This window comes from Roseibium sp. LAB1, assembly GCF_054658235.1.
The window spans coordinates 1,373,562-1,394,051 of sequence record NZ_BAAGIB010000002.1 but is presented as its reverse complement, the minus strand read 5'-3'; the positions used below and the strand labels follow the sequence as shown (position 1 = coordinate 1,394,051).

General features: G+C 61.5%; 18 protein-coding genes. 12 read left to right on the top strand and 6 right to left on the bottom strand.

Features of this window, described 5'->3' with window-relative positions; translation table 11 throughout:
• Window positions 1-134: 134 nt before the first annotated feature.
• The 5 genes from hrpB to ACYQ54_RS16330 all read right to left on the bottom strand — a co-directional run bounded on the left by hrpB (window position 135) and on the right by ACYQ54_RS16330 (window position 5,834).
• Window positions 135-2,606, bottom strand: coding sequence for an ATP-dependent helicase HrpB (gene hrpB / locus ACYQ54_RS16350; RefSeq protein WP_460084076.1), 2,472 nt, complete (start codon window positions 2,604-2,606; stop codon window positions 135-137).
• 11 nt (window positions 2,607-2,617) lie between these two features.
• Window positions 2,618-3,658, bottom strand: a complete 1,041-nt coding sequence (locus ACYQ54_RS16345) for an ROK family protein (protein WP_460084074.1) — start codon at window positions 3,656-3,658, stop codon at window positions 2,618-2,620.
• Window positions 3,655-4,086 carry a methylglyoxal synthase gene (locus ACYQ54_RS16340; RefSeq protein WP_460084073.1) on the bottom strand — a complete coding sequence of 144 codons (432 nt, stop codon included), beginning with the start codon at window positions 4,084-4,086 and terminating at the stop codon, window positions 3,655-3,657. Before ACYQ54_RS16340 ends, ACYQ54_RS16345 begins: the two co-directional genes overlap by 4 nt.
• Window positions 4,087-4,381: 295 nt before the next feature.
• On the bottom strand, window positions 4,382-5,236 hold the full coding sequence (locus tag ACYQ54_RS16335) for a DUF1194 domain-containing protein (RefSeq protein WP_460084071.1): 855 nt from the start codon (window positions 5,234-5,236) through the stop codon (window positions 4,382-4,384).
• A gap of 319 nt (window positions 5,237-5,555) precedes the next feature.
• Window positions 5,556-5,834 carry a hypothetical protein gene (locus tag ACYQ54_RS16330; protein WP_460084069.1) on the bottom strand — a complete coding sequence of 93 codons (279 nt, stop codon included), beginning with the start codon at window positions 5,832-5,834 and terminating at the stop codon, window positions 5,556-5,558.
• 331 nt (window positions 5,835-6,165) lie between these two features.
• Here ACYQ54_RS16330 and ACYQ54_RS16325 point away from each other — a divergent pair, with 331 nt between their 5' ends.
• The 12 genes from ACYQ54_RS16325 (at window position 6,166) to ACYQ54_RS16270 (ending at window position 18,771) form a co-directional block, all read left to right on the top strand.
• Window positions 6,166-7,149, top strand: coding sequence for a sugar-binding transcriptional regulator (locus ACYQ54_RS16325; RefSeq protein ID WP_460084067.1), 984 nt, complete (start codon window positions 6,166-6,168; stop codon window positions 7,147-7,149).
• A 67-nt stretch (window positions 7,150-7,216) separates the two neighbouring features.
• On the top strand, window positions 7,217-8,218 hold the full coding sequence (locus ACYQ54_RS16320) for a BMP family lipoprotein (protein ID WP_006934130.1): 1,002 nt from the start codon (window positions 7,217-7,219) through the stop codon (window positions 8,216-8,218).
• An 85-nt stretch (window positions 8,219-8,303) separates the two neighbouring features.
• The gene (locus tag ACYQ54_RS16315; RefSeq protein WP_460084065.1) at window positions 8,304-9,299 is read left to right on the top strand and encodes a BMP family lipoprotein; all 996 of its coding nucleotides are present in this window, start codon (window positions 8,304-8,306) and stop codon (window positions 9,297-9,299) included.
• Between the two features lie 72 nt (window positions 9,300-9,371).
• Window positions 9,372-10,928 carry an ABC transporter ATP-binding protein gene (locus ACYQ54_RS16310; protein WP_460084063.1) on the top strand — a complete coding sequence of 519 codons (1,557 nt, stop codon included), beginning with the start codon at window positions 9,372-9,374 and terminating at the stop codon, window positions 10,926-10,928.
• Window positions 10,925-12,031, top strand: coding sequence for an ABC transporter permease (locus ACYQ54_RS16305; RefSeq protein WP_460084061.1), 1,107 nt, complete (start codon window positions 10,925-10,927; stop codon window positions 12,029-12,031). Before ACYQ54_RS16310 ends, ACYQ54_RS16305 begins: the two co-directional genes overlap by 4 nt.
• Before the next feature lie 2 nt (window positions 12,032-12,033).
• Window positions 12,034-13,002 (top strand): ABC transporter permease, encoded by a 969-nt coding sequence (locus ACYQ54_RS16300; RefSeq protein WP_460084059.1) that lies wholly within the window; start codon window positions 12,034-12,036, stop codon window positions 13,000-13,002.
• Complete coding sequence (gene cdd / locus ACYQ54_RS16295; RefSeq protein WP_460084057.1) at window positions 12,999-13,397, top strand: cytidine deaminase; 399 nt, start codon at window positions 12,999-13,001, stop codon at window positions 13,395-13,397. Before ACYQ54_RS16300 ends, cdd begins: the two co-directional genes overlap by 4 nt.
• A 16-nt stretch (window positions 13,398-13,413) precedes the next feature.
• Window positions 13,414-14,223: a purine-nucleoside phosphorylase gene (locus tag ACYQ54_RS16290; RefSeq protein WP_460084055.1), complete on the top strand. Its 810-nt coding sequence runs from the start codon at window positions 13,414-13,416 to the stop codon at window positions 14,221-14,223.
• Complete coding sequence (gene deoC, locus ACYQ54_RS16285; RefSeq protein WP_460084053.1) at window positions 14,220-15,002, top strand: deoxyribose-phosphate aldolase; 783 nt, start codon at window positions 14,220-14,222, stop codon at window positions 15,000-15,002. Before ACYQ54_RS16290 ends, deoC begins: the two co-directional genes overlap by 4 nt.
• Before the next feature lie 23 nt (window positions 15,003-15,025).
• The gene (gene deoA, locus ACYQ54_RS16280) at window positions 15,026-16,342 is read left to right on the top strand and encodes a thymidine phosphorylase (RefSeq protein ID WP_460084051.1); all 1,317 of its coding nucleotides are present in this window, start codon (window positions 15,026-15,028) and stop codon (window positions 16,340-16,342) included.
• 82 nt (window positions 16,343-16,424) lie between these two features.
• Window positions 16,425-17,645, top strand: coding sequence for a phosphopentomutase (locus ACYQ54_RS16275; protein ID WP_460084049.1), 1,221 nt, complete (start codon window positions 16,425-16,427; stop codon window positions 17,643-17,645).
• Window positions 17,646-17,766: 121 nt separating this feature from the next.
• Window positions 17,767-18,771 (top strand): adenosine deaminase, encoded by a 1,005-nt coding sequence (locus tag ACYQ54_RS16270; protein ID WP_460084047.1) that lies wholly within the window; start codon window positions 17,767-17,769, stop codon window positions 18,769-18,771.
• 383 nt (window positions 18,772-19,154) lie between these two features.
• Here the strand turns inward: ACYQ54_RS16270 and ACYQ54_RS16265 are convergent, their stop codons facing one another.
• Window positions 19,155-20,411, bottom strand: coding sequence for an MFS transporter (locus ACYQ54_RS16265; protein WP_460084045.1), 1,257 nt, complete (start codon window positions 20,409-20,411; stop codon window positions 19,155-19,157).
• Window positions 20,412-20,490: the final 79 nt, after the last annotated feature.

The window sequence follows — 20,490 nt, the reverse complement described above, 5'->3', positions numbered from 1 at the left end:
CATTCTCCGGCGTCTACCTTTCCTGCGTCATCCCATGGCTTGACCATGGGATCCATGCCGTTTCCTCTCCTGAAACGAGGCAGTCGAATGGCGTGGAGACTTGGTTCAACTACGGGCAACGACGAGACTTGGAGCTAGCTCCCCCGGGGCTTCGCCCGGCGTGTTGCCTCGGCCACGGTCGGGTCGTCCGGCCAGGGGTGCCTTGGATAGCGGCCCTTCATGTCGGCCTTCACATCCGCCCAGGAACCCTGCCAGAAGCCGGGAAGATCTTTCGTGATCTGGATCGGCCGCTGGGCCGGGGAAAGAAGTTCCAGGATCAGCGGCAGTCTGCCGTCGCAGACGCTCGGGTGGTCCTTGAGGCCGAAGAGTTCCTGCACGCGGATGGAAAGCGTCGGACCTGCGGCGGCACCATAGTCGATAGGCACCTTGCTGCCTGTCGGGGCAGTGAAGTGCGAGGGGGCAAGGCTGTCCAGCCGCGCGGCCGCATCATAGGGCAGGAGTGCCGCAAGCGCATTGCCGAGCACCGCGGTGTCAATTGCCCCCAGGCTCGTGCAGCCGGCGAGATAAGGCTGCAGCCAGGTGTCCAGTGTTTCCATTAGTGTGCCGTCGGAAAGGTCCGGCAGATCCTGCGCGCCGCTCTCCCGGGCATAGGCGACACGTTTTTTCAGCCGTTCCTGGTCCTTGCTCCAGGGCAGTCGGGAGACGCCGCGACGGCGGATTTCGGCAATCAGGGCGCGTTCAACGGCTTCCGGATCGGCTGATCGGATCTGGACGGACTTCAGCTCGACCGCCTTGTAACGGGTGACACGCCGTGCCTTCAGCGTACCGTCTCCTGTCAGCTGGACTTCGTCCTGTTCGACGATGTCAGCGGCAAACAGATCCTCGATATCGGCTTTAGAGATCGGTGCGCAGAGCTGGATGCGTCCGCTCGCGGCTTTACCTTGAATGTCGGCAACGGTCAGGAAGGCTTCCCGGGAAAGGGTGTGTTCCGCCTCCAGTTCGGCGCCGCGGCCATTGGCAAGGCGGAAGCGGCCGGTCTGTCCGCGCTGCTGGGCAACCCGGTCGGGATAGGCAAGGGCCAGCAGAAGTCCGGCACTTTCCGGGTCGATCTCCTTGCCTGACCCGCCAGCCTGCTTCAGCCAGCGTTCAGCCAGCTGGCGGCCGTCCTTGACACGCTGGCTCTTGTCGTGACGCAGGGATTGCAAACGTGCACGCAGATCCTGGTCGCGGCCGCCAAGACCCGGTTCGGACAGTATCAGCGCGATCATGGCGGCGGTAAAGCCGAGATCGCGGGCGACACCTTCCATCACCATATGTGCCAGGCGTGGATGCAGCGGAAGCTTCGCCAGAGCCTTGCCGTCTCCGGTCAGGCGTCCGTGGTCATCCAGTGCGTGCAGATCCTGAAGCAGTGTCCTGGCTTCATTCCAGGCCGCTTTTGGTGGCGGATCGGCAAAGGCGAGAGCCTCCGGATCGAGTGTCCCCCAGGCCGCAAGGTCCAACACCAGCCCGGTCAGATCCGCTTCCAGAATTTCAGGTGACTCGGCTTGCGGCAAGGCGACGGTCTGCGCTTCATCCCAGAGCCGGTAGCAGACACCGGACTCGGTACGTCCGGCTCGGCCCCGGCGCTGGTCGGCTGAAGCGCGTGAGACACGCACGGTTTCAAGCCGAGTCAGCCCGGTCTGCGGCTCATATTTGGGCACGCGGGCCAGACCGCTGTCGATGACGACACGCACGCCTTCGATGGTCAGCGATGTTTGGGCGATGGCACTGGCAAGAACGATCTTGCGTTTGCCGGCGTCGGCCGGCCGGATGGCTGCATCTTGCGCCTTGGCGTCGAGTCCACCGTAAAGCGGAGCCACCTGGCAGTTGGCGGTCAGTTTGCCGTCCAGCATCTCGGCTGTGCGGCGGATTTCGCCCTGACCGGGCAGAAAGACGAGAATGGACCCGGTTTCTTCCGCGAGAGCCTGCCGGATCGCCCGGACCATCTGCGGTTCGATGCGCTCGGTCGGCGTTCGTCCCAGATAACGTGTCTCAACCGGGTAGCTGCGGCCCGTGCTTTCGATCACCGGTGCATCGCCGAGCAGGCGCGCAATACCGGCAGCATCGAGCGTTGCGGACATCGGCAGCAGCCGTAAATCATCTCGCAGCGCCGACTGCACATCCAGCGCCAGCGCCAACCCGAGATCGCCATCAAGCGAGCGTTCGTGAAATTCGTCGAAGAGAATGGCGGCAACGCCGTTCAATTCCGGATCGTCCAGAATGAGCCGGGTGAAGACGCCTTCAGTGATGACCTCGATCCGCGTACGGGCGCTGACCTTCGTCTCCATGCGCACCCGATAGCCCACGGTTTCGCCGGGCTTTTCGCCAAGTTCGGCTGCCATCCGGCGCGCGGCAGCGCGGGCAGCCAGCCGTCTTGGTTCCAGAACGAGGATCTTGCCGTCACCGCGCCAGGTCGCGTTCAATAGGGCCAGCGGCACGCGGGTCGTCTTGCCCGCGCCCGGTTCGGCAACCAGAACCGCGTTCGGCCCCGCGTCAAGCGTTGCCAGAAGCTCCGGCAGGACACCGTCGATAGGTAACGGTGCCGCGAAGGCTGGGACGGTGGACATGGCGGGCCGTATCAGCTCTCGCCCGCTTCAGCGCCAGCGATCCATTGTCGACCCTGCATGTCGACCGCAAAGGCTTCCGGTGCGCGTGCGAACGAGGCAAGGCCTTCCAGGGCCGGGTCCGGGTGACGGACGATGAAAGTCGGGATCTTGGCCATCAGCGCCTCGTGCGGTGCCTTGGCTTCGAAGGCAGCCCGGAAACCGCCATCGGTCAGGAACCGGCTGATCCGCGAAGTGACACCACCGGTCAGATAAACGCCGCCACGGGCCAGAACCGCAAGGGCAAAATCACCAGCCACGCGGCCAAGCGCCCGGGCAAAGACCTCCAGCGTTTTCACCGCCACCGGATCGTTCTCTTCTGCGGCCATGGTTATGCTTGCAGCCGTCTTGAAGTCGCGCTCAGCGCCCAAATAGGCGGCAACGCCGCGGGCGAGGCGCGGCAGGCCTGTGCCGCTGAGAACCTGTTCGGCCCCCAGCCGTCCGCCGACGAGTTCGATATGCGGCCAGATAGCGACGTCCTCGGGCGTGACGGGACCGAGTTCCACATGTCCGCCTTCACCCGGAACCGGGATCCAGGTCTGCGCGGCATAGATCATTGCGGCGGCACCGAGACCCGTACCGGGGCCAAGCACGAACTTGGCACTCTCGCCACGGATCGTGCCGGAGCCGACCTGTTCGATATCGCGGCCACTATAGCCGGGCAGGGCCAGGGCCTGCGCTTCGAAATCATTGAGAACAATGACTTCTTCCAGGTCGAGATCGGCAATCATCTTCAGCGGCTCGATCACCCAGGCCGCGTTGGTAAGAGGAATTCTGTCACCGGTGACAGGGCCGGCAACCGCGATGATCGCAGTGCGCGGCTTCGGGTCCGTTCCCGGCAGAACGACTTCCCGAATGGCTGAGGAAATGTCCGTATGATCCGCGGTCGCGGTCTTTCCGCACATGCGGGTGGGCGCCTCCGCGTCGTCAACCAGGGCGAAACGGGCATTGGTGCCGCCGATATCGGCAACCAGAACCGGATAGGCAAAGGATTTAGCGTTCTTGGAAAAACTCATGAGGACAGGGAGCCAACTTCAGGTGTCGCGGACGTTGTCTTGAGGCCTTGCAGGCGCGCAGAGCGCAGCAGGATATCCGCGGTCGACGGATTGAGGGCCATCGGCATGTCGTAAACCACCGCGAGCCGCATCAGGGCTTTCACGTCGACATCGTGCGGCATGGGCGACAGCGGGTCGACGAAGAAGAGCAGGCCCTGGAGCTTGCCTTCGGCAATCATCGCGCCGATTTGCTGGTCACCGCCCAATGGGCCGCTTTTCAGCCGGGTGACCTTGAGATCCGGGCAGGCTTCCAGAATGCGGCCGCCGGTGGTGCCGGTGCTGACCAGATCGAAAACAGAGAGTTTGTCCTGGTGCCGTCTGGCGAACTCGACCATGGCGTCTTTCTTGGCGTCATGCGCGACAAGCGCAAGAGTGGGCGTTGCAGGCATCAAGGGTCCTCTGGTGTCTATGCAATCCGGATCGATTGAATAGCCGAAAGCTGCTCGAAACCAAAGTCCCGGGTTACCTGTCTGCATCCCGGTGGATGCCGATGAAAGGATCTCCTGGCCGGAAGCGGCAACGGCGGGGAAGTGTTTAGCCGTTCAAAGCGCTTTAGGCAAAGGAAGATGAACGGGCTGGTCCAGAACCTGTTCCCTTCGGGAAGACGGTTGGCCGGAAGTCAAAGAAAAAGCCGCGTTCCGGCCCGGAACGCGGCAGGCAATAAGGAGAATGGAGACGTGGTGGTCAGTCGAACAGATTGCAGCGGATCGGTTCGCGGCCGGCCACGTGCTGGAAATAGGGATCGGGTTCCGGCAGATGCAGTCCGGCGATCTCCATCACCAGTTTCATGCGGATCGCATCGGCGAACCCTTCCTGGCTGCGGACGGGAATGGCAAAGGACCCCGGACCGCCGATCACGCAATCCTCGTAATAGTGGTCGAGGTTGAGCATCGCCTGCCAGGTGTTCTTGTTCGACTTCATCATCAGCGGCAGACCGTTGATGGTCACACCCGAAGCTACCATGCGATCGCGCATGGCGGTCACGGAGCCGCCCTGGTTGTTCGGGCCGTCACCGGAGATGTCGATCACGCGGCGCAAGCCTTCATACTGGTTGTTCTGAACCAGAAACACGGATTTCTCGAGCGCCGAGGCGATGGAGGTCCGCTGGACCTGGCGGAGCGGCGCTTCTGCGATCTTGGAGGCAAAATGAGCCGCAGAACTCGCGTCCTGGATCAACGTCCAGTCAGCCACGATGAAATGCTCGTCGACCCCGCCCCACTCCATGTAGGTCACGGCCACGCGGCCGATCGGACCGACCTGTATGGCGTCAAGGAATTCCCTGGAGGTGAGAGCGGCGACATATCCGGCGCGCTGCACTTCCTGTTCCTCGGTATCCATGGATTGAGAGATGTCTACGGCCAGGACGAGTTCGACGTCCACTTCATTGGCCGGATCATAGCTGTATTGTGAAGATGCCATCAGTGCCGGACGGTAGTCGCGGGCTGCGGCAGGTGCGGCAAAAAGGAAAGCCGCACAGATAAGTGACAGTAAACTTGTAACCGTTGGTGCACAGTCTGTTTTCGTTATGTCGAGACGCATGGTTTTTCTCCTTAATTCAGCCTTTCGGCTGGATGACCACGTCTCCCCTGATTATTTTGTCGTTGAATTCCTTATCTTTCCGTTTCTCGTGATTCCTAACAAGGCAATGGCTGAATGCCTTGGATGAGCTTGGAAATTTACTTAGCAAGCTACATGCCAAACGTAGCGTAAATTTCCGCTGCTGGCAAAAGTAATGTGCACGGAGTGCATGTTATATCCACAGGTGCTGACCCTGCTCCGGAGTTGCTAGGCAAAATTTTCATCCATGATTCCGGCTGCAGCCTTACGTATAAGTAAGGTCGTGATTTCGTGAGACATTTCAATCCATCAGGCTGATCACATTTTTGCGCAAAACCGTGAGAAACACTGGTGAAGAGGGGCGCCGAAAACCTGGAACAGGTGACGATTCAGCACCTTCGCGGCAGTGTGCGCCGCCCGTGTCAAATCGCCGGGAGGCCAAGGCTTGTGGATGATTTTTTGATGAGCCTGACAAAACCAGGGGCAATTTTTGCCCTCCTGCTAGGCAAATTTTGCCGAGCTGATCCAAAAAATCCTTGAGTTCGGGCAGAAATTGCCGCCGCTCAGAAGTAGTACTCACGGCTGATTGCTGCCCAGAAATGCAGCAATCAGCCAGAAAATTGGCAGTTTTTTTAGTTGACGGCAAAGGCAAGGCTGGTCATGATCTGAAGAAATTCTCACTTGGTGAAGAATTTTTCGGGAGGCCTTCATGGCTCCGGACAAGCAAAAGCTCCGAAAGAGAGCAAGGCATAGCCGGACCGTCGCGGTCAACCGCTTCGCATGGCTGGACAGGCGGGCTATCCATCCTCATCGACTGGATGCCGGAAAGCCGGTCGTATTGAGAGTGGTCGAGCATCCTGTCCGCCGCAAGGCGGTTGCAGTGGCTCTGGAGGGGAAGGTTTCGACGCGGCATGCAGACACGCGACGACGACTGGACATCATATATGGCCATCCGGGCGGCATGGCTGTCCTTCGTGGGCGGCAGGACCCAGGGTGAAATCGCCTCCCAGCTCGGCGTCTCGCCGGCCAAGGTGCATCGGCTGATCGCGCATGCGCAAAAAGCCGGCTTCGTGAAGTTCCAGGTTGATGGCCGCCCGATGGAATGCCTTCAGCTTGAAAAGGAGCTGACGGAGCATTTCGGCCTGACCAATTGCATCATTGCGCCCGATCTTGGTGGTGGCGACGACGACAGTGCCCTCAGGGCCGTGGCCGTGTCCGCAGCGCAGTTCCTGTCCGGGCTTCTCGGCGGCTCCAACGTGACCCGTCTTGGCGTCGGCATGGGCCGCACCTTGACGGCGGCTGTCGAGGCTCTGCCGAAGGTCGCGCGGTCCGATCTCGAAATCATGTCGATCTGCGGATCCTTGACCCGCACGCTTGCCGCCAACCCCTATGACATCGTCCAGAAGATGCAGGAGCGCACAGGCGGCATCGGCTACTATCTGCCCGTTCCCTATTTTGCCGAGAACCAGGACGAAAAGGCGATGTTCCTGACCCAGCGCAGCGTGCAGGACCTGATGGAGCGCGCGCGCCAGTCCGATGCTTTCCTGATCGGCATCGGCTCCGTTGAGAACGAGGGCCATCTTGTCCAGCGCGGCATGATTTCCAAAAAAGAACAGGAAGATTTGCTGTCGGGCGGCGCCGTCTGTGATTTGATGGGGCGCTTTCTGACGATTGAGGGAAAATTGGCCCCGGATCCGCTCGGCGATTGCGCCGTGGGTCTGCATTTCGATGAAGTGCGCGGGCGCCGTGTGATTGCGCTGGTAGGCGGGGAGAGCAAGGTGGATGCCACGCTCGCGGCCCTGCGTACCGGTGTCATTACCGACCTTGTGGCAGACGAGACCCTTGCGAGGGCTCTGACGGCACGGGCCGGATTGCAGCTGGCACAGTCCGCATGACGCGGCTGGGTCACGAGGGGAAACGGGCCAGCCAAAAGGCGGCCCCCGCATGTCGGAGGACATATAAGTGAAAAAGCTTCTTACCATCGGCACCGCGCTTGCCGGCCTGGCCTTTACCGCCGTGGGCGCACTGGCAGCCGATATCAAGCCGGCTGTGCTTTACGATCTGGGCGGCCGTTTCGACAAGTCGTTCAACGAAGGTGCATACAACGGCGCTGAAAAGTTCAAGGAAGATACCGGCGTCGAATACCGCGACTTCGAAATCCAGAACGACAGCCAGCGCGAGCAGGCGCTGCGCAACTTTGCCAAGCGCGGCATGAACCCGATCGTCGCGATCGGCTTCTCCCAGGCTAACGCCGTGGAAAAGGTTGCCAAGGAATTCCCGGATACACAGTTCGCGATCGTCGACATGGTTGTCGATCTGCCGAACGTGCGCTCCATCCTGTTTAAAGAGCAGGAAGGCTCCTACATCGTCGGCATGCTGGCCGCCATGGCCTCCGAAACCGGCAAGGTCGGTTTCGTCGGTGGCATGGACATTCCGCTGATCCGCAAGTTCTCTTGTGGTTACAAGCAGGGCGTGATGGCTGCCAACCCGAACGCGGAAGTGTTCGAGAACATGACCGGCACCACCGGCGCGGCCTGGAACGATCCCGTCAAGGGTGGCGAACTGGCCAAGTCGCAGTTCGACCGTGGTGCTGACGTCGTCTATCACGCCGCCGGCGGCACCGGCATCGGTGTTCTGCAGGCTGCTGCTGACGCCGGCAAGCTCGGCATCGGCGTGGACAGCAACCAGAACAACCTGCATCCGGGCTCGGTTCTGACTTCCATGCTGAAGCGCGTTGACATCGCCGTCTACCAGGCGTTCGAAGACGCTGCCAACGACAGCTGGTCTTCCGGCTTCGAAGTCCTCGGCCTCAAGGAAGGCGGCGTCGACTGGGCGCTGGACGACAACAATGCCGAACTCGTCAACGACGAGATGAAAGCCAAGGTCGAAGAAGCGACCCAGAAGATCATCTCCGGCGAGATCGAAGTTCACGACTACATGGCCGACCAGTCCTGCCCGATGTAAGGCAGATCTAACGGACCTCCGCGCGGTTTCGCGCGGAGGTCCACCTGTATTTTCTGGCGTGCCCAACCCGTTTTCGGAGGACAGGATGCTCCGTCTCACATCAGGCGTCATTGCTGCGGCCTGCGCTGTCTTCATGACAACAACGGCAAGTCTGGCCGAACCGGCCATCGTTTATTCCGTCGGCGGAAAGTTCGACGGTTCATTCAACGAAAGCGCCTATGCCGGCGTGAAACGGTTTCAGGACCAGGACGGCGGCGCCGTCAGGGAATTCGAGTTGGAGCGCGACGCCCAGAGCCTTCAGGCCTTGCGGAATTTTGCCAGCCGCGGGGCGTCACCGGTTGTCGCCATCGGCTTCAACCAGGCGAACGCACTCGGCCAGGTGGCTCCGAATTTTCCGGAAACGGATTTTGCCATCGTCGACATGATGGTCGATCAGCCGAACGTGCGCTCCTATGTCTTCAAGGAACATGAAGGCGCCTACATCGGCGGTCTGCTGGCGGCCATGGCTTCAAAAAGCGGCACCATCGGGTTCGTCGGCGGCATGGATATTCCGATCATCCAGCGCTTCCTGTGCGGCTACAAGCAGGGTGCCCAGTCCGCCAGGGCCGACATCAGGGTGCTGTCCAACATGACGGGCGATACACCGGCCGCCTTTGCAGATCCCGTACGCGGCGGCGAACTGGCCATCGGTCAGATCAATCAGGGCGCCGATGTGATCATTCAGGCAGCCGGCGGCACAGGTATCGGCGTGCTGCAGGCCGCCGCCGACAAGGGCGTGCTCGGCATGGGCACCGACAGCAATCAGAACGGTCTGCATCCGGGCAAGGTCCTGACGTCCATCCGCAAGCGTGTCGACAACGCTGTCTACGACAGTTTTCAGGCGGCGAAGGACGGCACCTTCGAGCCCGGTATCAAGGTGCTGGGTGTCGCGGACGGCGGCATGGACTGGGTGCTGGACGAAAACAACATGGATCTGATCACGCCGGACATGAAGGCTGCGGCGGATGCTGCCGTTGCGGCCATATCCGACGGCACCGTCAAGGTTCATGATGTCGTCACGGACGGAGCGTGTCCATTCTGATCGGGACACCGCAAGGCAGCGGCGAGGGGCAACAACAATGACAAAGAAAAACGGTCACGCCTGGGGGAACGCATGAGCGATACGCCGGCAATCGAACTACGCAAGATCAACAAGCGGTTTGGCGCGGTTCACGCCAACAAGGACATCGACCTTGTGGTGAAAAAGGGGTCCATCCACGGCATCATCGGGGAGAACGGGGCGGGCAAGTCGACGCTCATGTCCATTCTCTACGGCTTCTACCAGGCCGATGAGGGCGACATCCTGGTGGATGGCAACAAGGTCACCATCTCGGACTCCAAGGCCGCCATCGGCTTGGGCATCGGCATGGTGCACCAGCACTTCATGCTGGTCGACAATTTCTCGGTGCTTGAAAACGTGGTGCTGGGTGCCGAGGACAGCGCCCTGCTGTCCGGCGGCATCAACCGCGCCCGGACGGAACTCAAGCGGCTGGAAGACGAATATGAGCTGCGTGTCGATCCGGACGCCCTGATCCAGGATCTGCCGGTCGGCCTGCAGCAGCGGGTGGAAATCCTGAAGGCGCTCTATCGCAGCGCGGAAGTTCTGATCCTCGACGAACCGACCGGCGTTCTGACACCGCCGGAAGCCGATCACTTGTTCAAGATCCTCGAAGTTCTGAAGAACGAGGGCAAGACGGTTCTCCTGATCACGCACAAGCTGCGCGAGATCATGGCAGCGACGGACACCGTTTCTGTAATGCGCCGCGGCGAGATGGTGGCGACACGCGAAACGGCGAGCACTTCCATGGAAGAACTGGCCGAACTGATGGTCGGCCGAAGCGTCCTGCTGCGCGTCGACAAGAAACCGGCGCAACCCAAGGCACCCGTGATGGAAGTCGAGAACCTGACGGTGACCGACAGCCGCGGTGTGCAGGTGGTAAAGGACGTTTCCTTCAACGTGTGCGCGGGCGAAATCGTCGGCATCGCCGGTGTCTCCGGCAACGGCCAGTCGGAACTCCTGGAAACACTTGCGGGCATCCGCCGGGCGACCAGAGGCACGCTGAAGATCAACGGCGAGACCATCGATCTGGGAACGAGCACGCTTGACGCCGCAGACATGCGGGCCAAGAGCATGGGCCACGTGCCGGAGGACCGGCATCGGATGGGTCTCATCAATTCCTTCTCAGAATACGAGAATTCCATCCTGGGTTATCACCGCGATCCGGCCTATTCCAAGGGCGTTCTGATGGATCTTGCCGCCATCAAGAAAAACGCTGTGGCGGAGATCGAGAAATACGATATCCGCCCGCCCAATCCTATGCTGAAGACCGCCAATTTCTCGGGTGGTAACCAGCAGAAGATCGTGCTGGCACGCGAGATCGAGCGCGACCCGGAGGTGCTCCTGGTCGGTCAGCCGACGCGCGGTGTCGATATCGGCGCCATCGAATTCATCCACCGCCGCATCGTGGAAATGCGCGATGCCGGCAAGGGCATATTGCTGGTCTCGGTGGAGCTTGACGAAATCCGTGCGCTGTCCGACCGGGTGCTGGTGATGTTTGACGGCAGGATCGTCGGCGAACGCGGCGGCGATGCGGACGAAGGCGAACTTGGCCTGCTGATGGCCGGTGTGGAAGATAACAACAATATGGCTGTTGAAGGAGGCGCGCGATGAGTGCCGGTCAGCTCCCGCGCTGGGTCGATTACGGCCTGATACCGTTCCTGAACCTGGCCGCCGCCTTTCTGGTGTCGGGCCTCGTCGTTGTCCTGATCGGTGAAAACCCGCTGGACGCAGTGCAGCTCCTGGTCTGGGGTTCCGTAGGGTATGGCGAAGGCATCGGCTTCACGCTGTTTTATGCCACCAACTTCATCTTCACGGGTCTTGCCGTGGCAGTCGCCTTCCATGCCGGGCTCTTCAACATCGGCGGCGAGGGGCAGGCCTATATCGGCGGGCTCGGGGTCGCCTTTGCCTGTCTGGCGCTGGACCATATCGTGCCGTGGTACATCACCCTGCCGTTTGCCATCATCGGCTCGGCGCTGATGGGGGCCGCCTGGGCGTTCATTCCGGCCTGGCTGCAGGCCACGCGTGGCAGCCACGTGGTGATCACCACCATCATGTTCAACTTCATCGCCTCGTCGCTGATGGTTTATCTGCTCAACAACGCGCTGAAGAAGCCGGGATCGATGCAGCCCGAAACGCGGACCTTCGAAGCCGGCGGCCGCCTGCCGTTCCTGAACGATATCTTCCCGTCCTTCGGCTTCGGCTATGCCCCGGTGAACCTGTCGCTCTTCGTCGCGCTGGCGGCATGTGTGCTGGTTTGGTTTCTGATCTGGCGCACCAAACTGGGCTTCGAAATCCGGTCCTTCGGAGCCAATGCCACGGCAGCAGTCTATGCCGGTATCTCGCCGGTGCGCACCATCGTCATCACCATGCTCATCTCCGGCGGTCTGGCAGGCATGATGGCGATCAACGAGATCATGGGTTCGCAGCACCGCCTCCTGATCGATTTCGTGACAGGCTACGGCTTCGTCGGCATTGCCGTCGCGCTCATGGGCCGGGCGCATCCGGTCGGCATCGTCCTGGCATCGATCCTGTTCGGCATGCTCTACCAGGGCGGCGCGGAACTGTCCTTCGAGATGCCGAACATCACGCGGGACATGATCATCGTGATCCAGGGCCTCGTGATCCTGTTTGCCGGTGCGCTTGAGCACATGTTCCGCCCGGCCATCGTCAAGCTGTTCACGCCCTCCCGGGCCCTTGCCGCGAAGGAGGCGTGATCATGTTCGAGATCGTGATCCTGACACTCGATTCCACCGTCCGCCTGTCGACACCGCTGCTGCTGGCCTGTCTCGCGGGGCTCTATTCGGAACGCTCCGGCGTGGTCGATATCGGCCTGGAAGGCAAGATGCTCGGTGCCGCCTTTGGGGCCGGTGCCGTGGCGTACCTGACCGGAAATGCCTGGATCGGCCTTCTGGCGGGTATGGCCGTCTCGATCGGCCTGTCCCTGATCCACGGCTTCGCCTCGATCACCAATCGCGGCAACCAGATCGTGTCCGGCGTCGCCATCAACTTCCTGGCCGCGGGCCTGACGGCACTGCTCGGTCAGACCTGGTTCCGTCAGGGCGGCCGCACGCCGTCGCTGCCGGAGGGTGGACGTTTCCGGGACATCATCCTGCCGTACGCGGAGGAGCTGCGCGACGTCCCGGTCATCGGTGGCATCTACAGCGAGCTGCTTTCTGGCCACAACATTCTGGTCTACGCCGCGTTTCTGGCCGTGCCGCTGACCTGGTGGGTGTTGTTCCGTACCCGTTTCGGACTGCGTCTGCGCGCGGTGGGTGAAAACCCGGCGGCTGTCGATACGGCCGGTATTTCAGTCACCTGGTTGCGCTATCGGGCGGTCATCGCCTGTGGCGCCCTGTGCGGTGTTGCCGGAGCCTATCTTTCCATCGCCCAGTCGTCCGGCTTCATCAAGGACATGACCGCGGGCAAGGGCTTCATCGCGCTGGCGGCTCTGATTTTCGCCAAGTGGAAACCGGCCAACGCCATGTTCGCCTGCCTGTTGTTCGGCTTCCTCGATGCGGTCGCCATCCGGATGCAGGGGCAGAAAATACCCGGTATCGGCGAAATTCCGGTGCAGTTCTTCCAGGCACTGCCCTATATTCTCACCGTGATCCTGCTTGCAGGCTTCATCGGCAAGGCAATCCCGCCCAAGGCGGCAGGCATTCCGTACCTCAAGGAGCGTTCATGAGCGATCTGGACGCGTTGTTCGAGGCCGCAAAAGCGGTTCGTGAAAACGCATATGCACCCTATTCCAACTTCCTGGTGGGCGCTGCCCTGCGCGCACCGGACGGCACCGTTTTCACCGGATGCAATGTCGAGAACGCTTCCTATCCGGTGAGCGTCTGTGCGGAAGGCGGAGCAGTCAGCTCCATGATCGGGGCCGGTTACCGCGAAATCGCGGAGGCCGTCGTCATTGGCGATGCGGCCCTGTGCACGCCTTGCGGCATGTGCCGCCAGCGTCTGAAGGAATTCGGCACGGACGACATCGTTGTCCATGTCGCGGATCTCGACGGTATCCGGCGCAGCTTCACGATGGATGAGCTGCTGCCTGCCGCCTTCGAGCTGGAATATACGTCAAAATAAGAAGGACTGACCCACAATGAGTGGTTTCGGCCGTGAATGCGCGGATATTGTCCGCGCTGCCCGGGAGGGCTCGTACAAGATTGGCATGATCCTTGGATCCGGCCTCGGCGCTCTCGCCGAGGAAGTCGAGGACGCTGTTCGCATTCCCTATTCGCATCTGACCGAATTTCCGGTCTCCACCGTCACGTCCCATTCCAGCGAGTTGGTTGCCGGCACGCTGTCCGGGGTGCCGGTGGTGATCCTGTCGGGCCGGACCCATTATTACGAGGGCGGCGATCCGACGGTCATGCGCACGCCGGTGGAAACGCTTAAGGAACTCGGCTGCGAGATCCTGCTGGCAACGAATGCAGCCGGCTCGCTGCGCCAGGAAGTTGCTCCCGGTTCGCCCATGCTGATTTCCGACCACATCAACTGGTCGGGCATGAACCCCTTGATCGGCGAAGAAGACGAAAAGCGCTTCCTCGACATGAGCACCGCCTACGATGCTGACCTGCGCGCGGCCATGAAAAAGGTGGCCGAGGAAACCGGCGATCCGGTTGCCGAGGGCGTCTACATGTGGTTTTCCGGCCCCTCTTTCGAAACGCCGGCCGAAATCCGCATGGCCAAGACACTGGGCGCGGATGCCGTCGGCATGTCCACGGTGCCGGAAGTCATCATGGCCCGGTTCCTGGGAATGCGCGTCGCGGCCATGTCGATCATCACCAATTACGGCGCAGGCATGCAGACTCACGCGTTGTCTCACGACGAAACCAAGTCCGTCGCCTTGCAGGGCATGGAACGTATGAAGCAGCTGGTGCGGGCATTCGTGAAGGAGATCGGCCAATGACTGACATGATCGAACACGCCAAACGGGCCCTCGGGCTCGTCGACCTGACCAACCTCAACGACGACTGCACGGCAGCGGACATTTCCAAGCTGACCGGACGGACCGTGACGGATCACGGGTCGGTTGCTGCTGTCTGTGTCTGGCCGCGGTTCGTGGCGCTGGCCGCACAAGAGCTGACCGGCACGGGTGTGAAGGTGGCGACAGTGGTCAACTTCCCTGATGGTGGTGAAGATACGGAAGCCGTCCTGGCCGAGACGAAGCTGGCGCTGGCTGACGGCGCCGACGAGATCGATCTGGTAATGCCTTACAAGGCTTTCTGCGCCGGACGTAAGGGCTTTGCGGAAGAGCAGATCATCCGCGTCAAGGCTGCCATTCCGGAACCGGCGCTGCTCAAGGTCATCCTGGAAACGGGTGAAATCAAGGACCCGTTGCTGATCCATGCAGCCTCCAACATCGCCATTGGAGCAGGTGCCGATTTCATCAAGACCTCGACCGGCAAGGTGCCGGTCAACGCGACGCTGGAAGCTGCCGAGATCATGCTCACCGCGATTGAGGAAGCCCGGCGCGACAACGCCGAGCGCGTCATCGGTTTCAAGCCGGCCGGCGGTATCCGGACGGCTGAGGATGCGGCGGCCTATCTGGCACTCGCCGACAAGATCATGGGCCAGAACTGGGTTTCGGCACACACGTTCCGCTTTGGAGCCAGCGGTCTTCTGGATGCCCTGATCTCCACGATCGAAGGCCAGGAAATCGTAGACCATTCCCACCACGGCTATTGAGACGGCTTCAAGAAGGACAAAAAATGCTGCCGCAGGAAATCATCAGAAAGAAGCGCGACGGCGGGACGCTGGACGCGGCGGAGATTGCTTTCTTCGTCAAGGGTCTGGCAGACGGCTCGGTCACGGAAGGCCAGGTGGCCGCGCTCGCCATGGCGGTCTTCTTCAAGGGGCTGACCGTTGACGAACGTGTGGCGCTGACACTTGCCATGCGCGACAGCGGCGATGTCATGGACTGGTCCGGCATCGACGCGCCGATCCTTGACAAGCATTCCACCGGGGGCGTCGGCGACAACGTCTCGCTGATGCTGGCACCGGCGCTTGCCGCTTGTGGCGCTGCCGTGCCGATGATCTCCGGTCGGGGTCTTGGTCATACGGGTGGCACGCTGGACAAGTTCGACAGCATCCCGGGCTATCAGACACAGCCGGATAATCTGCTGTTCAAGAAGGTGGTCAAGGAGATTGGCTGTGCCGTCATTGGCCAGACCGGCAACCTCGCCCCGGCCGACAAGCGTTTCTATGCCATCCGCGATGTGACCGGCACGGTCGAGAGCATTGATCTGATTACGGCGTCGATCCTGTCGAAGAAGCTGGCTGCCGGTCTGCAGGGGCTGGTGCTGGATGTGAAGTGGGGCACGGGCGCATTCATGGCAACGCTTGAGGATGCGCGTGCACTTGCCGAAAGCCTGGTCATGGTCGCAAACGGGGCGGGCCTGAAGACCACGGCTCTTCTGACCGACATGAATGAGCCGCTGGCGTCTGCCGCCGGCAATGCCGTTGAAGTTCAGAACGCTGTCGACTTCCTGAAAGGGACCACAATCGACAATCGTCTTTGGGATGTCACCGTGGCTCAGGGCGGCGAACTGCTTGCCTCCGGCGGTATTGCAGCCGACGCCCAGGCAGGTGCCGACATGATGCGCGAAGCGTTCCAGAGTGGCAAGGCGGCGGAAAAATTCGGCCAGATGGTTCACGCGCTCGGCGGCCCGGCGGACTTCATGGAGAAGGCGGAACTTTATCTAGCCAAGGCACCGGTTGAAGCGCCGGTCTATGCCGAGCATGACGGGGTGGTCACGGGCGTTGATGCCCGGGCGGTCGGCGTCGCAGTCGTCGCGCTTGGCGGTGGACGCCGGGCGGCTGCCGACGTGATCGATCCGTCTGTCGGCCTGACCAGTCTTGCCGGTGTCGGCAACACCGTGGATGCGGATGCACCGCTGGCCATCGTCCATGCCAGGACCGAGGCGGAGGCCGAAGAGGCGGCCGTCGCAGTGCGCAAGGCCTACACCGTCGGGTCAGCGGCAGAAGTTGTCGACAGGGCAAGTGTCGTAGAGCGTATCGCACCCTGATCGCAAACAGGTGCCCGGGCGAATGGTCGCCCGGAGCCTCTCCGGCCGAACCGGCCGGCAATGATAATTTGAGGAGATGTCCATGCCTCGTGCAATTTTGTGCGTTCTGGACAGTTTCGGTATCGGCGGCGCCGCGGATGCGGAAGCCTTTGGCGACGCCGGGGCCGACACTTTGGGCCATATCGCGGCGCAATGCGCCACCGGCAAAGGCGACAAGGACGGTCTGCGCTCCGGACCTTTGAGCGTTCCCAACATGGACCGGCTCGGCCTGGGGGCCGCCGGACGCCTGTCGACCGGAAAGGATGTGCCGGGTCTTGATTTTTCCGGCGAACCGGAAGGCCTGTGGGGTTATGCGGCCGAGGTTTCCAACGGCAAGGACACACCGTCCGGCCATTGGGAAATTGCGGGTGTTCCCGTTCGCTTTGACTGGGGTTATTTCCCGGAGACGATCCCGACGTTCCCGGAAGAGCTGATCGACAAGATCAGCGAGAAGGCGGGCCTCAATGGTATCCTGGGTGACAAACACGCCTCCGGCACGGAGATCATTGCCGAACTCGGTGAAGAGCACCTCCGCACGGGCAAGCCGATCTTCTATACATCCGCGGATTCGGTCATTCAGATTGCAGCCCACGAAGAGCATTACGGGCTGGAGAAGCTGTACGAACTCTGCAAGATCGCACGCGAATTTGCCGATCCCTACAACATCGGCCGGGTGATCGCGCGGCCCTTCGTCGGCGAAAGCTCCGACACCTTCCAGCGCACCGCCAACAGGCGCGACTACTCCGTGCTGCCACCGGAAAAGACCTTGCTCGACCGGCTGACCGCGGCAGGCCGCACGGTCTATGGTGTCGGCAAGATTTCCGACATCTTCGCGCATCAGGGTGTTGCAAAGGTGCTGAAGGGCGCAGGCAACGACCAGCTCTTCGACAAGACGCTGGAAGCCATGGAGCAGGCGTCCGACGGCGACATGATCTTCGCCAATTTCATCGATTTCGACTCCCTCTACGGTCACCGCCGGGACGTGCCGGGCTACGCCGCCGCGCTGGAGCATTTCGACCGCCGCCTTCCGGAAATGATTGCGAAGATGCGCGACGGCGATCTTCTGATCCTGACCGCGGATCACGGCTGCGACCCGACCTGGCGTGGTACGGACCACACCCGCGAACATGTCCCGGTGATCGCAACCGGTCCGGGACATGAAGGCAGAAGCGTGGGCGGCCGCAAGACCTATGCCGATATCGGCGAAAGTGTTGCCGATCATCTGGGCATTGCGGTGGGGCCGAACGGCACGAGTTTTCTCTGACCGCACCCGCATTCCGGCAAACCGGTGAATCGGGCACAATAGCCGCCGGCCGCTCCTGCGACCTTTCTGCCGAAAGACGGAGGAGTGGCCTGCAACACACTCGAATGAGGACCCGCGGGACATGAGCGACGCCATCACGGTTCCGAAGGCGGAATTGCATTGTCATATCGAAGGCGCTGCGCCGCCAACCCTGGTCAAGCGCCTTGCCGAAAAGCGCGGCGAGGATGTTTCCAGCGTGCTCGACGGCAACGGTAAATATGTCTGGTCCGACTTCACCACCTTCCTGAAGGCCTATGACGTGGCCAGTTCGGTGTTCAGGACACCGGCGGACTACGCCCTCCTGGCGGAAACCTATTTCCGTATGCTGGCGGCGGAGGGAGCAATCTACGGCGAGGTCTTTATCTCGCCCGATCATGCCCAGGCCGCGGGCCTGTCCTACCGGTCCTATGTCGAGGGGCTGGCTGCCGGAATAGAGCGCGCCAAGACCGATACGGCCATCGAAGGCCGCATGATTGCAATCGGCGTGCGCCACTTCGGGTCGGCGTCCGTCGAACGGGTCGTCAAGGAGGTGATCGGCAATCCACATCCCCTGGTGACCGGCTTCGGCCTGGCGGGCGACGAACGCTCCGGCCACCCGGCCAATTTCGCGAAAGCTTTCCGCATGGCGGCAGACGCGGGTCTCGGAACGACAGCCCACGCAGGCGAGTTCGGCGGTCCGGACAGCGTGACCGCGGCCCTTGAGTTCCTGCGCGTGAAACGCCTGGGCCACGGTGTGCGGGCGATTGAAGACAAGGACCTGGTCAAGCGCCTGGTCGACGAGGAGATCGTCCTGGAAGTCTGCCCGGGATCGAATATTGCCCTGGGCGTCTACACCCATCTGCGTTTCCACCCGATCAACATGCTGCGCAAGGAAGGCGTGAAGATCACGCTCAACTCCGACGATCCGCCCTTTTTTGGCACCACGCTCGGCAAGGAGTATTCATCGGTCACCGAAACCTTCGGCTGGAGTTTCGATGATCAGATGGAAGTGACCCGCACGGCCATCGAAGCCGCCTTCTGCGACGAAGCCACGCGCAACAGGCTACTGGTGCGACTGGAGAGCGCAAAGCAGGTGCCGACGGCCTGAGGCTGGTTTCCCGCCCCCCTGCCGGACGCGCGCGCCAGACTTGTTTCAGGAGAGTTCGCTTCGCTCACGCTGATATCTGGTTTCCGGATCGGCGCACAGCTTTGCCGTGCTTGTCCGGAATGACGTCGAGACTAAGTGCAGATGCTTTGAATTGGCTTGATTCAGCAAGAACTTTAGTGCGCCTCCCGCCTCCCGCCCCCTCATCCCCAAAACCTCATCCTGAGGAGCGCGCTTGCGCGCGTCTCGAAGGATGGGCGGCATACTCCGGAACAAACGACCTCCGAAACAAGCAGCCCATCCTTCAAGACGCCGCTGAAGCGGCTCCTCAGGATGAGGGGGGGAAGAGAGACGAATACTGAAGGTAAGGGTGGCGTCGGCCCCCCTCAGATTTCCCCGCCGGTCTCGTCCACTTCCGTACGCGGATCGAGGCTGACCGTTTCCGGTGTCGTGATCTGTGCGGTCGAGACAGCCATGACGAAGTCGGATTTGTCTTCCTGCGGAAGCGAGGCGCGCTGGCGTATGCGCCAGAGGGCAAAGAGCATCATGGAAAGGTGCGCTGCTGCCGTCACCTGGAAGAGCGCCCCGGGATAGGTGAAGGTCATCAATCCGGACGCCAGCAGGGGGCCGACCATTGTGCCGGCGCCGAAGATCAGCAGCAGACCACCGCTGATCCGGAGAAAGTCGCCGGGTTCGGCATGGTCGCTCGCATGGGCGACGATCACCGGATACATGGAATAGACCACGCCGCCGAAGCAGGCGATCAGGATGACTGTGAGGGTCGGATCCGTGCCGCCGAAGAAGGAAAGGCTGGAGCCGAAACTCATGGCAGTCACGGCGAGACCGACCAGCACCATGCGCCGGTCGAGCCTGTCGGACAGCATGCCGACCGGGATCTGCAACACGGCGCCGGCCAGCAGAGCCAAACTCATCATGATGGCAATTTCCGGAACATCCAGCCCGATGCGAAGGCCATAAACAGCCCCCAGTGTGCCGAACGACCCGTTTGAAATGCCGACCATGAAAACAGCGACAACGGCAATCGGCGAATTGCGCCAGAGCTTTTTCGGATCCAGCCGCGCCTGGGTCAAAGGTTGTGGTGATGCTGCGGTGGAAAGCGCCGTCGGCAGCAGCGACAGCGAGTAGATGATCGAACCGAGCACGAAGAAGAAAAAGCCGGTCGGATCGCCAAGTGTCAGCAGCATCTGCCCGGCAGTGGTCGCGCCCAGATTGATCATCGTATAGATGCCGAAGATCCGCCCGCGCGTTTCGCTGGTCGAACGTTCGTTCAGCCAGCTTTCCACGATCATCGCCGCGCCGGAAAAGCAGAAGCCGGTGATTGCCCGCAGCACAATCCAGACGGCGGCATCCATGAACAGGAGGTTCAGGAGAACCGAGATGCCTGCCAGCGAGGCAAGCGCCCCGAAGGCCCGCACATGACCCACACGCTTCACGATGACAGGCACGGCCAGACAGCCGCTGACATATCCGACGGCCCAACCGGTGCCGAGCAGACCGAGCGAGGCATCGGAAAAGCCGTTGGCTAGACCGGCCAGCGGCAGCAGAAGGCCATGCAGGCCGCCGGCGAGCAAAAGCAGTCCGGATCCGACGAGAAGGGCGGCAATTGAGACAACGGCAGACATGAAACTTCCGGTGTGGGGCGGTTGAAAGGCTTGGGTTCAAATCACACAGATGATGACCAATGACGAACCGGTTTGACAA